At 58.9% G+C, this 12822-nt stretch carries 11 protein-coding genes; 8 read left to right on the forward strand and 3 right to left on the reverse strand.

Features of this window, described 5'->3' with window-relative positions; genetic code table 11:
- Nucleotides 1-2271, reverse strand: coding sequence for an ATP-dependent Clp protease ATP-binding subunit ClpA (gene clpA, locus L8H52_RS13735; RefSeq protein WP_007920210.1), 2271 nt, complete (start codon nucleotides 2269-2271; stop codon nucleotides 1-3).
- 30 nt (nucleotides 2272-2301) lie between these two features.
- Nucleotides 2302-2685, reverse strand: a complete 384-nt coding sequence (gene clpS / locus L8H52_RS13740; protein WP_016987405.1) for an ATP-dependent Clp protease adapter ClpS — start codon at nucleotides 2683-2685, stop codon at nucleotides 2302-2304.
- A gap of 224 nt (nucleotides 2686-2909) precedes the next feature.
- On the opposite strand from clpS, the gene cspD reads away from it, so the two are divergent.
- Entirely contained in the window at nucleotides 2910-3185 is a 276-nt protein-coding gene (gene cspD, locus L8H52_RS30440) for a cold shock domain-containing protein CspD (protein ID WP_277930401.1), read from the forward strand.
- An 83-nt stretch (nucleotides 3186-3268) separates the two neighbouring features.
- Here the strand turns inward: cspD and icd are convergent, their stop codons facing one another.
- Nucleotides 3269-4525, reverse strand: a complete 1257-nt coding sequence (icd, locus tag L8H52_RS13750; RefSeq protein ID WP_042559856.1) for an NADP-dependent isocitrate dehydrogenase — start codon at nucleotides 4523-4525, stop codon at nucleotides 3269-3271.
- A gap of 480 nt (nucleotides 4526-5005) precedes the next feature.
- Between icd and L8H52_RS13755 the strand changes: the two genes are divergently transcribed.
- The 7 genes from L8H52_RS13755 (at nucleotide 5006) to L8H52_RS13785 (ending at nucleotide 12792) form a co-directional block, all read left to right on the forward strand.
- A complete protein-coding gene (locus L8H52_RS13755) occupies nucleotides 5006-7231 on the forward strand; it encodes an NADP-dependent isocitrate dehydrogenase (protein WP_242207632.1) in 2226 nt (741 codons plus the stop codon).
- A 138-nt stretch (nucleotides 7232-7369) separates the two neighbouring features.
- Nucleotides 7370-7816, forward strand: coding sequence for an NUDIX hydrolase (locus tag L8H52_RS13760; RefSeq protein WP_242207631.1), 447 nt, complete (start codon nucleotides 7370-7372; stop codon nucleotides 7814-7816).
- A 59-nt stretch (nucleotides 7817-7875) separates the two neighbouring features.
- The gene (gene mnmA / locus L8H52_RS13765) at nucleotides 7876-9000 is read left to right on the forward strand and encodes a tRNA 2-thiouridine(34) synthase MnmA (RefSeq protein ID WP_242207630.1); all 1125 of its coding nucleotides are present in this window, start codon (nucleotides 7876-7878) and stop codon (nucleotides 8998-9000) included.
- The gene (gene hflD, locus L8H52_RS13770; protein WP_016987411.1) at nucleotides 8997-9620 is read left to right on the forward strand and encodes a high frequency lysogenization protein HflD; all 624 of its coding nucleotides are present in this window, start codon (nucleotides 8997-8999) and stop codon (nucleotides 9618-9620) included. Before mnmA ends, hflD begins: the two co-directional genes overlap by 4 nt.
- 127 nt (nucleotides 9621-9747) lie before the next feature.
- A complete protein-coding gene (purB, locus tag L8H52_RS13775) occupies nucleotides 9748-11118 on the forward strand; it encodes an adenylosuccinate lyase (protein ID WP_102899354.1) in 1371 nt (456 codons plus the stop codon).
- An 86-nt stretch (nucleotides 11119-11204) separates the two neighbouring features.
- Entirely contained in the window at nucleotides 11205-12374 is a 1170-nt protein-coding gene (locus tag L8H52_RS13780) for a cupin domain-containing protein (RefSeq protein ID WP_150751091.1), read from the forward strand.
- A complete protein-coding gene (locus L8H52_RS13785; protein ID WP_016987414.1) occupies nucleotides 12367-12792 on the forward strand; it encodes a GNAT family N-acetyltransferase in 426 nt (141 codons plus the stop codon). The genes L8H52_RS13780 and L8H52_RS13785 overlap by 8 nt, the downstream gene beginning before the upstream one ends.
- Nucleotides 12793-12822 lie beyond the last annotated feature (30 nt).

Below are 12822 nucleotides of genomic sequence, written 5' to 3' on the forward strand. Positions count from 1 at the left end.
TCAGGCCATCTCAGCCGTAGTCTCGAAGTCAAACGTCAACTCACCATCCTTGATGTCGATGTGCACCACACCGCCATGCTCGGCCAGCTCGCCAAACAGAATCTCCTCCGCCAACGGACGCTTGATCTTGTCCTGGATCAGGCGTGCCATCGGACGCGCACCCATCGCCGAGTCATAACCACCCGCCGCCAGCCAACTCCGCGCGGCATCAGTGACCTCAAGCAACACACGCTTGTCTTCCAGCTGCGCCTGAAGCTCGGTAAGGAACTTGTCCACCACACTTTTGATGACCTCATGACTGAGGCGACCAAACTGGATAATGGTGTCCAGACGGTTACGGAACTCCGGCGTGAAGCTCTTCTTGATCACTTCCATCGCATCGGACGAGTGGTCCTGATGGGTGAAACCGATCGAAGCCCGCGCCGCCGTTTCGGCACCGGCGTTGGTGGTCATGATCACGATCACATTGCGGAAGTCCGCCTTGCGCCCGTTGTTGTCGGTCAGCGTACCGTGGTCCATCACCTGCAACAGCAAGTTGAAGACTTCCGGATGCGCCTTCTCGATTTCGTCGAGGAGCAATACACAGTGCGGCTGCTTGGTGATCGCCTCGGTCAACAGACCGCCCTGATCGAAACCAACATACCCAGGAGGCGCACCGATCAGACGCGATACGGTGTGACGCTCCATGTACTCGGACATGTCGAAGCGAACCAGTTCAATCCCCAACGCCTTGGCCAATTGCCGCGCAGCCTCGGTTTTACCGACACCGGTCGGGCCTGCGAACAGGAACGAACCGACTGGCTTGTCAGGCGACTTGAGGCCGGCACGGGACAGCTTGATCGCAGTCGACAGCGAATCGATCGCCGCGTCCTGACCAAACACCGTCAGCTTCAGGTCACGCTCAAGGTTACGCAGCAGTTCCTTGTCGGAGCTGGTGACGTGCTTCGGCGGAATCCGTGCGATTTTCGCGACGATGTCTTCGACGTGCGGTACTTCGATGCGCTTGGCGCGCTTCTCGACCGGTTGCAAGCGCTGATAGGCGCCCGCTTCGTCGATCACATCAATGGCTTTGTCCGGCATGTGCCGGTCATTGATATAGCGCGACGCCAGTTCAGCAGCGGCACGCAATGCTTCGTCGCTGTATTCGATGTTGTGGTGCTGCTCGAAACGCCCTTTCAGGCCGCGCAGGATACCGATGGTGTCTTCCACCGAAGGCTCAACGACATCGACCTTCTGGAAGCGACGCGCCAAGGCACGGTCTTTCTCGAAGATGCCGCGGAATTCCTGGAACGTGGTCGAACCGATGCAGCGAATGTCGCCAGACGACAGCAGCGGCTTGAGCAGATTCGAAGCGTCCATGACGCCGCCCGACGCAGCGCCCGCACCAATAATGGTGTGGATCTCGTCGATAAACAGAATGGCTTGCGGACGTTTCTTCAGTTCATTGAGCAGCGCTTTGAAACGCTTCTCGAAATCACCGCGATACTTGGTACCCGCGAGCAGAGCACCGAGATCAAGCGAATAAACGACGCTACCCGCCAGCAGATCCGGCACCTGGTTGTCGACAATGCGCTTGGCCAGACCTTCGGCAATTGCGGTTTTACCCACGCCTGCTTCGCCGACCAGCAGCGGATTGTTTTTGCGCCGACGCGCGAGAATCTGCGCGACACGCTCGACTTCCGACTCACGGCCGACCAGCGGATCGATACGACCCTGGCGCGCGAGTTCGTTGAGGTTGCTGGCATAAGCATCCAGAGGATTGCCTGAAGAAGAAGACTCACCGCCCTCGTCGTCCTGCATATCTTGTTCACCTTCAGAGTGATCGCCATGCCCCGGCACTTTGGAAATGCCGTGAGCGATATAGTTGACGACATCGATGCGCGCAACGCTCTGCTGTTTCAGCAGAAACACTGCCTGACTCTCTTGCTCACTGAAGATGGCAACCAGCACGTTGGCGCCGGTTACTTCGCGTTTGCCCGAGCTCTGTACGTGGAAAACAGCACGTTGCAGTACACGCTGGAAGCCCAGGGTTGGCTGGGTTTCGCGATCTTCGTCATGAACGGGGATCAATGGCGTGGTGGAGTCGATGAACTCCTGCAGGTCATGCTTGAGTTTGTCGAGGTTTGCGCCGCAGGCACGCAAAACGGTGGCGGCAGCCTCATTGTCCAATAGGGCCAGCAAAAGGTGTTCGACGGTCATGAATTCATGACGTTTCGAACGAGCCTCCTTGAAGGCTAGATTGAGGGTGACTTCGAGCTCGCGGTTTAACATAGCTTCACCTCATACCCAAGTGGTCGGCGATTAACCGTCCTTCTCGATTTCACAGAGTAGCGGATGCTGGCTTTCCCTGGCGTACTGGTTGACCTGCATGGCCTTTGTCTCGGCGATGTCGCGGGTAAACACTCCACATACTGCCCGTCCTTCTGTGTGGACGGCCAGCATGACCTTGGTCGCCAGCTCGCGATTCAGGTTAAAAAACACCTCGAGCACTTCGACGACGAAATCCATCGGTGTGTAGTCATCATTGAACAAAACCACCTTGTACATCGGCGGCGCCTGTAACGCAGGCTTTGCTTCCTGAACAGCAACGCCTGCCGAATCGTCGTCGTGCTCCTCTGGAAGATCCTTTTGGAGAAGCGGGCGATCCTGATTGAATGTTAGTCGAATCTGGCTGATTGCATGCATGGAAAGAAAGGTTCGTCAGTTGTGCAAATACAGTGGTGGGGGCGGCTGTCCACGTTTTCAACTCCGACTGCCCGGTCACCTTGACTATCGGGAAAACGGTGTTACAACCAATAGAACCCACAGTGGGTAAAAAAGATCCGCGGAGTCAATTCTTTTAACGAATAAGATTGCGGATGAATTGGATGATACTCCAGCGATGGAGTCTGTTGCAGAGGGATTTGAGCATGGCTGTCGGCAAGGTGAAATGGTTCAACAATGCCAAGGGTTTTGGATTCATCATCGAGAACGGCCAGACAGAAGATCTGTTTGCCCACTACTCGGCGATCCAGATGGAAGGCTATAAAACCCTGAAGGCAGGCCAAGAGGTGTATTTCGAACTCCTTCAAGGCCCTAAAGGCCTGCACGCCGTCGCGATTCAGGACAAAAAAACAGTGGATGACGCAGTCGGTGCAGCAGCAGCTGCTGCCGCCGCGACCAGCCAAGCGGCAGTCGTGAGCTGAGCAACTCCGCCCAAGACGTCCAGCCATAAAAAAACCGCCTGACTCAATTCATCGAGTCAGGCGGTTTTTATGTGCCCGCGTTTTTACATATGCGAAATCAACGCATCCCCGAAGCCCGAAGACGAAACCAGCTTGGCGCCGTCCATCAGTCGTTCGAAGTCATAGGTCACAGTCTTGGCCGAAATAGCGCCGTTGGTGCCCTTGATGATCAGATCCGCCGCTTCGGTCCAGCCCATGTGCCGCAGCATCATCTCGGCCGAGAGAATCAGCGAACCCGGGTTGACCTGATCCTTGCCAGCATACTTCGGCGCAGTACCGTGGGTCGCTTCGAACATCGCCACGGTATCGGACAGGTTGGCGCCCGGCGCGATACCGATACCGCCCACTTCCGCCGCCAGGGCGTCGGAAAGGTAGTCGCCGTTCAGGTTCAGGGTCGCGATGACATCATATTCCGCCGGGCGCAGCAGGATCTGCTGGAGCATGGCGTCAGCGATGGCGTCCTTGACCACAACGTTCTTGCCGGTTTTCGGGTTCTTGAACTGCATCCACGGGCCGCCGTCGAGCAGGGTCGCGCCGAATTCTTCGGCGGCCACTTCGTAGGCCCACTCTTTGAAGGCACCTTCGGTGAACTTCATGATGTTGCCTTTGTGCACGATGGTCAGCGAATCGCGGTCGTTATCGACCACATATTGCAGGGCCTTGCGTGCCAGACGCTTGGTGCCTTCCAGCGAAACCGGCTTGACGCCGATGCCGCAGTTTTCGTCGAAACGGATCTTGGTGACGCCCATTTCTTCTTTAAGGAATTTGATGACTTTGGTGGCTTCCGGCGAACCGGCCTTCCACTCGATGCCGGCATAGATGTCTTCGGAGTTCTCGCGGAAGATGGTCATGTCGACATCGCCGGGCTTTTTCACCGGGCTCGGCACGCCTTCGAACCAGCGCACCGGGCGCAGGCAGACGTACAGATCGAGTTGCTGACGCAGGGCCACGTTCAGCGAGCGGATGCCGCCACCGACTGGAGTGGTGAGCGGGCCTTTGATGGAAACCACGTAATCCTTGACTGCGTCGAGGGTTTCCTGAGGCAGCCAGGTGTCCTGATCGTAAACCTGAGTGGCTTTTTCCCCGGCGTAGACTTCCATCCAGGAAATCTTGCGCTTACCGCCGTATGCCTTTTGAACTGCAGCATCGACAACCTTGATCATCACCGGACTGATGTCGACACCAATGCCGTCACCTTCGATGAAGGGGATGATCGGGTTATCAGGAACATTGAGAGAATGGTCTGCATTGACGGAGATTTTGTCGCCGACGGCTGGAACCTGAATCTTCTTGTAACCCATGCTGAACTCCATTGTTTGGATTGAACATCTGGCTTGGTTCGAGCGTAACCCAGTTAAATCAACACGCAAACCCTCAGTTCCCGGCATTCGCACAACTCGATTCCTACAAGCCTGAAAGCAAAGGGAAAAGCGCCAAACTCAAGCATTCGCAACGACTCTACGCGCCACCCTGCCCTGCGACCTTTAGACCAATGGACGAGAATCGTTGCATATGAACCATCGGCAGATTGCCAGCTACCTATGTATAATGCCGCCCGCTGACCACAGGGTCACGACGGTTGGCCTCTCTAGAACGAGACTTTCCGCCTTATAGCCGGACTGTTACCGCAGCCCGACTGCTTGACGCTCTACTGATGCACCCAACATCACCGCGAAGATTCTCGACATTCGGTTCATGGATGACTTTGAACGAACGCGCTTACCCGGCGCCCCTCGAGTTTCTGCGCACGCTTTAGCAAAGAAGAGAGAGTTAATCCGAATATGCCCACCCGCTCGAAGATCATCTATACCTTCACCGACGAAGCTCCAGCCCTCGCCACCTATTCCCTGCTGCCGATCATCGAGGCTTACACCGCCTCGGCCGATATCGCCGTGGAAACCCGCGATATCTCTCTTGCAGCGCGCATTCTGGCCAGCTTCCCCGAGCAACTGGGCGACAAAGCCGTAGCCGACCACCTCGCCGAACTGGGCGACCTGGCCGTTACGCCTGAAGCCAACATCATCAAGCTGCCGAACATCAGCGCTTCGGTGCCACAGCTGCAAGCCGCGATCAAAGAGCTGCAAGCTCAGGGTTACAACCTGCCGGACTACCCGGAAACCGTAACCAGCGACGCCGACAAAGACGCCAAGGCGCGTTACGACAAGGTCAAGGGCAGCGCCGTGAACCCGATTCTGCGTGAAGGCAACTCCGACCGTCGCGCTCCGCTGTCGGTGAAGAACTACGCTCGCAAGCACCCGCACAAAATGGGCGCCTGGGCCAAAGACTCCAAGTCCCACGTCGCTCACATGAGCACCGGCGATTTCTACGGCAGCGAAAAAGCTGCTCTGATCGACGCCGCTGACGCTGTGAAGATCGAACTGATCGCCAAGGACGGTACCGCTACTGTTCTGAAAGAAAAAACCACCGTCCAGGCTGGCGAGATCCTCGACTGCGCCGTGATGAGCAAAAACGCCCTGCGCGCGTTCATTGCTGCTGAAATCGAAAGCGCCAAAGCTCAAGGCGTGCTGCTCTCGGTGCACCTGAAAGCGACCATGATGAAGGTCTCCGACCCGATCATGTTCGGCCAGATCGTTGCCGAGTTCTATAAAGACGCGCTGACCAAGCACGCTGCCGTGCTGGCCGAGATCGGCTTCAACCTGAACAACGGCATCGGCGATCTGTACGCGCGCATCAAGGCCCTGCCGGCCGAGCAACAGGCTCAGATCGAAGCTGACATGGCGGCGGTCTACGCTGCTCGTCCATCGCTGGCGATGGTCAACTCCGACAAAGGCATCACCAACCTGCACGTGCCGAGCGACGTGATCGTCGACGCCTCGATGCCAGCGATGATCCGTGACTCCGGCAAGATGTGGGGCACCGACGGTCAACTGCACGACACCAAGGCGGTAATCCCGGATCGTTGCTACGCAACCATCTACCAGGCCGTGATCGAAGATTGCAAAGCCAATGGCGCCTTCGACCCAACCACCATGGGCAGCGTGCCGAACGTTGGTCTGATGGCGAAGAAAGCCGAAGAGTACGGCTCGCACGACAAGACTTTCCAGATCAAGGCTGACGGCGTGGTTCGCGTCACCGACAGCAAGGGCACCCTGCTGATGGAACAGGCTGTTGAAGCCGGCGACATCTTCCGCATGTGCCAGACCAAAGACGCGCCGATCCAGGACTGGGTCAAACTGGCCGTCAACCGCGCTCGTGCAAGCGCAACTCCAGCGATCTTCTGGCTGGACCCGATGCGCGCTCACGATGGCGTAGTGATCGAGAAAGTTCAGGCTTACCTGAAGGATCACGACACTGCCGGTCTGGACATCCAGATCATGGCGCCGGTCGACGCGATGAAGTACACCCTGCAGCGCACCCGCGAAGGCAAGGACACCATTTCGGTGACCGGCAACGTACTGCGCGACTACCTGACCGACCTGTTCCCGATCATGGAACTGGGCACCAGCGCCAAGATGCTGTCGATCGTGCCGCTGATGAACGGCGGTGGTCTGTTCGAAACCGGCGCTGGCGGTTCGGCACCGAAGCACGTGCAGCAACTGGTTGAAGAGAACTTCCTGCGCTGGGATTCGCTGGGCGAGTTCCTCGCACTGGCAGCGTCCCTTGAGCATCTGGGTGTGAACTACAACAACCCGAAAGCACTGGTGCTGTCGAAGACTCTGGATCAGGCCACTGGCCAGTTCCTCGACAACAACAAGTCGCCATCGCGCAAAGTCGGCAACATCGACAACCGCGGCAGCCACTTCTACCTGGCGATGTACTGGGCTCAGGCTCTGGCCGCCCAGACTGAAGACGCTGCACTGCAAGCGCAGTTCGCGACGCTGGCCAAGACTCTGACCGAGAACGAAGCAACCATCGTTGCCGAGCTCAACGCCGTTCAGGGCAAGCCAGTCGACATCGGCGGTTACTACCACGCCAATGCCGAGTTGATCAGCAAGGCCATGCGCCCAAGCGCAACCCTCAACGCGGCGATTGCTGCGCTGGTTTAAGGTTGTAAAGGGAACATCACAAACCCCGGCCCCGTGCCGGGGTTTGTGTTTCCAGAGCTCACCCAATCCCCCTGTGGGAGCGAGCCTGCTCGCTCCCACAGGGGGATTGGGTTTCAATTCTATATTTGAGGACATCCTATGGAATGGCTCCCCCACATCACCGTCGCCACCATCGTCGAGGACAACGGTCGCTTTCTGATGGTTGAAGAACACAAGGCCGGGCGTAATGTCCTCAACCAGCCCGCCGGCCATCTCGACCCGGACGAAACCCTGATCGACGCCGCCGTACGCGAAACTCTCGAAGAAACCGGCTGGGACGTCGAACCCACCGGCGTCATCGGCATTTACCTGTACACCGCGCCGAGCAACGGCGTGACCTATCAGCGCGTATGTTTCAGCGCCAAAGCCGTCAAACATCACCCGGATTATCAGCTCGACGACGGCATCGTCGGCGCCAAGTGGCTGACCCGTGACGAATTAATGACTCAACGCGACAACTGGCGCAGTGAGCTGATCATCCGCTGCATCGACGACTATCTGGCCGGTCATCACTTCAGCCTCGAACTGATCCGCCCTTCTCTTTAGCCTTGAGGCCGCGAGCCTGCTAGAATCGCGTCCTTTTTCAAGACACTCATTGAATCCCTATGCGTGATCCAGCCCCTTCTGACACATCCAAGAAGCGCGTCATTGTCGGCATGTCCGGCGGCGTGGACTCTTCCGTTTCCGCTCTCCTGCTGATCGAGCAGGGTTATGAAGTGGAAGGCCTGTTCATGAAGAACTGGGAAGAAGACGACGGAACGGAATACTGCACCGCCATGGACGACCTGGCGGATGCCCAGGCTGTCTGCGACAAGATCGGCATCAAGCTGCACACCGCCAACTTCGCCGCCGAGTACTGGGACAACGTGTTCGAGCATTTCCTCGCCGAATACAAGGCCGGGCGCACGCCGAATCCGGACATCCTGTGTAACCGCGAGATCAAGTTCAAGGCGTTCCTCGACTACGCCATGATGCTCGGTGCCGACCTGATCGCCACCGGTCACTACGTGCGCCGCCGCGACATCGATGGCCGCACCGAACTGCTCAAAGGCCTCGATCCGAACAAGGATCAGAGCTACTTCCTGCACGCCGTCGGCGGTGAACAGATCGCCAAGACCCTGTTCCCTGTCGGCGAACTGGAAAAACCGGAAGTGCGCGCCATTGCCGAGAAATACGAGCTGGCGACCGCCAAGAAGAAGGATTCCACCGGAATCTGCTTCATCGGCGAGCGTCGCTTCAGCGATTTCCTCAAGCAATACCTGCCGGCGCAACCGGGTGAGATCAAGACCACCGAAGGCGAAGTCATCGGCCGTCACCACGGTTTGATGTACCACACCATCGGTCAGCGCCAAGGCCTCGGTATCGGCGGTTTGAAAGACGCCGGCGATGAGCCGTGGTACGTGCTGCGCAAGGATCTCGACAGCAACGAGCTGATTGTCGGCCAGGGCAACAACCATCCATGGCTGTTCTCCGGCGCCCTGCTCGCTTCGGAAATCTATTGGGTCAACCCGATCGATCTGAGCCAGCCGCTGCGCCTGACCGCGAAAGTGCGTTATCGCCAGAGCGATCAAGCCTGCACCCTGGAAAAAACCGCCAACGGCTACCGCGCCGTGTTCGACGAACCGCAACGCGCGGTGACGCCGGGCCAGTCCGTGGTGTTCTACGACGGTGAAATCTGCCTCGGCGGCGGCGTGATCGAAGTCGCCGAGCCGTGGAGCGGCCAGGCATGAGCCCGACTCAGGAGCAACTGACGGCGCTGGGTGGTGTGTTTCTCGCGGCCGTTTTGGTCGACCGGATCGCCAAGACCGGCCAGACCAGCGAAGCCGGCCTCAGCTGCATGCTTGGCAGCCTGCTGGTGCGCGATCCGAAGGACACGCTGGATGTGTACGGCGGCGACGACATCAATCTGCGCGAAGGCTACCGCGCGTTGATCGGCGCACTTGAACGCGATCCGAGCACGTTGCAACGCGAGCCGCTGCGTTACGCCCTGTCGATGCTCGGTCTTGAGCGTCAACTGGCCAAGCGCAACGACATGCTCGACATCATCGGCAAGCGTTTGCCGCAGATCCAGTCGCAGGTCGAGCATTTCGGCCCGGCCCACGAAAACGTGGTCGCGGCTTGCGGCGCGCTGTATCAGGACACCCTGAGCACCCTGCGCCAACGCATTCAGGTACACGGCGACATGCGCAATCTGCAGCAGCCGAGCAATGCCTCGAAGATCCGCGCCCTGCTGCTTGCCGGCATTCGTTCAGCGCGCCTGTGGCGACAGCTCGGCGGCCATCGCTGGCAGTTGGTGATCAGCCGGCGCAAGCTGCTCAAAGAGCTGTATCCGTTGATGCGCAGCGAGTAAAACGCCGCGCAATAAAAGCTTTGTAGTCTGTAACGCGTAATACGCCGGTCAGTTGGCAACGGACCGGCGGATTTTTTCATGTATGATACGCGCCCCATTTCGTTGCCCGACTGTCCGAGAACACCCCATGCAGCTTTCTTCGCTCACTGCGGTTTCCCCTGTTGACGGCCGCTACGCCGGCAAAACCCAGGCCCTGCGCCCGATTTTCAGCGAGTACGGCTTGATCCGTGCCCGTGTTCTGGTTGAAGTGCGCTGGCTCCAGCGCCTGGCCGCCCACGCTGGTATCCCTGAAGTGCCAGCTTTCTCCGCCGAGGCCAACGCCGTTCTCAATGAACTGGCTGAAAACTTCTCGCTGGAGCACGCCGAGCGCGTCAAAGAGATCGAGCGCACCACCAACCACGACGTCAAAGCGATCGAATACCTGCTCAAAGAGCAGGCGGCCAAGCTGCCGGAACTGGCCAAGGTCAGCGAGTTCATCCACTTTGCCTGCACCAGCGAAGACATCAACAACCTGTCCCACGCCCTGATGCTGCGCGAAGGCCGTGACGACGTGATGCTGCCGCTGATGCGCCAGACCGCCAACGCCATCCGCGAACTGGCCATCCGTTTCGCTGACGTGCCAATGCTGTCGCGCACCCACGGTCAACCGGCTTCGCCGACCACTCTGGGCAAAGAGCTGGCGAACGTGGTTTACCGTCTCGAGCGTCAGATCGCTCAAGTCGCTGCCGTGCCACTGCTGGGCAAGATCAACGGCGCTGTCGGCAACTACAACGCGCACCTGTCGGCCTACCCGCAGATCGACTGGGAAGCCAATGCCCGCGCCTTCATCGAAGACGAGCTGGGCCTGGGCTTCAACCCGTACACCACGCAGATCGAACCGCACGACTACATCGCCGAGCTGTTCGACGCGATCGCGCGCTTCAACACCATCCTGATCGACTTCGACCGTGACATCTGGGGCTACATCTCCCTGGGTTACTTCAAGCAGCGCACCATCGCTGGCGAAATCGGTTCGTCGACCATGCCGCACAAGGTCAACCCGATCGACTTCGAAAACTCCGAAGGCAATCTCGGTATCGCCAACGCACTGTTCCAGCACCTGGCGAGCAAACTGCCGATCTCCCGCTGGCAGCGCGACCTGACCGACTCCACCGTACTGCGTAACCTCGGTGTCGGCTTCGCCCACAGCGTGATCGCCTACGAAGCCAGCCTCAAAGGCATCAGCAAACTGGAGCTGAACGCTCAGAAGATTGCTGCCGACCTCGACGCTTGCTGGGAAGTATTGGCTGAGCCGATCCAGACCGTGATGCGCCGTTACAACATCGAGAACCCGTACGAGAAGCTGAAAGAACTGACCCGCGGCAAGGGCATCAGCCCTGAAGCGTTGCAGACTTTCATCGATGGTCTGGACATGCCTGCCGAAGCGAAAGCCGAGCTCAAGCAACTGACCCCGGCCAACTACATCGGCAACGCTGTAGCGCAAGCCAAACGCATCTGATCGACCGTTTGACCCGCTTGAGACGCCCGGCCGCGCCGGGCGTTTTTATTCCCGTCTGAAAAGTGCTTTTTTTCAATAGGTTACATATGAATCCCGATATTCCTCTTCAACTTCTGGGCGGCATCACGGCACGCGAATTCCTGCGCGACTACTGGCAGAAAAAGCCATTGCTGATCCGTCAGGCGATTCCTGACTTCGAAAGCCCGATCGACGCCGACGAACTGGCCGGCCTGGCCCTGGAAGAAGAAGTCGAATCGCGCCTGGTGATCGAGCACGGCGAGCGTCCATGGGAACTGCGTCGCGGCCCGTTCGCTGAAGACGAATTCAGCAAATTGCCGGAAAAAGAGTGGACCCTGCTGGTTCAAGCGGTCGACCAATTCGTGCCGGAAGTCAGCGAGCTGCTGGAAAACTTCCGCTTCCTGCCGAGCTGGCGCGTCGACGACGTGATGATCAGCTTCGCCGCCCCGGGTGGCAGCGTCGGTCCGCACTTCGACAACTACGACGTGTTCCTGCTGCAAGGCCACGGCAAGCGCAACTGGAAAATCGGCCAGATGTGCGATTCCGAGAGCCCGCTGCTGCAACACGCGGACCTGCGCATCCTCGCTGAATTCCACGAGACCGAAGAGTGGGTGCTGGAACCGGGCGACATGCTCTACCTGCCGCCACGTCTGGCCCACTGCGGTGTTGCGGTCGACAACTGCATGACTTACTCGGTCGGCTTCCGTGCACCAAGCGCTTCCGAAGTGCTGACCCACTTCACCGACTTCCTCAGCCAGTTCCTGACTGACGAAGAGCGCTACACCGATGCAGACGCACAGCCAGCAGCCGATCCGCACCAGATTCAACACGACGCACTGGATCGCCTGAAAGCCCTGCTCGCCGAGCACATGAGCGACGAGCGCCTGCTGCTGACCTGGTTCGGCCAGTACATGACCGAACCGCGCTATCCAGAACTGGTGGCCGGCCCGGAAGAAATCGAAGAAGAAGACTTCCTCGCCGCCCTGCAGGATGGCGCCATCCTGATCCGCAACCCGAGCGCGCGTCTGGCCTGGTCGGAAGTCGATGACGACCTGCTGCTGTTCGCCAGCGGCCAGAGCCGTTACCTGCCGGGCAAGCTGCGCGAGTTGCTGAAGCTGATCTGCGCCGCCGACGCCCTGCACACCGACAACCTCGGCGAGTGGCTGAACGACGAAGACGCTTGCAGCCTGCTGTGCCAACTGGTCAAGCAAGGGAGCCTGGGGTTCGCCGATGAATAAGATTCGCGTACGTGTCGCAGACTGGCAGAAGGACATCGCCGAGATCCGGCGCATTCGTGAAACGGTGTTCATCGCCGAGCAATCGGTGCCACCTGAGCTGGAATGGGACGCGGACGACGCGACCGCCGTGCATTTTCTGGCGTTTGAAGGCGACTTTCCGATTGGTACTGCGCGCCTGTTGCCTGACGGGCACATCGGCCGGGTTTCGGTGCTGAAAGACTGGCGCGGCATGAAGGTGGGTGATGCGCTGATGCAAGCGGTCATCGCCGAAGCGGAAGCGCGTGGCTTGAAAGAGCAGATGCTCAGCGCTCAGGTGCAGGCCACAGCGTTCTATGAGCGCTTGGGTTTCAGCCTGGTCAGCGAGGAATTCCTCGAAGCCGGGATTCCGCATGTCGATATGGTTCGGCATTCGGCCTGAGACCGCGGCGCGGCTTTCGCGAGCAGGCTC

The sequence above is a fragment of the Pseudomonas sp. CROZ-RG-20F-R04-15 genome (assembly GCF_022662375.1).
Classification (GTDB): domain Bacteria; phylum Pseudomonadota; class Gammaproteobacteria; order Pseudomonadales; family Pseudomonadaceae; genus Aquipseudomonas.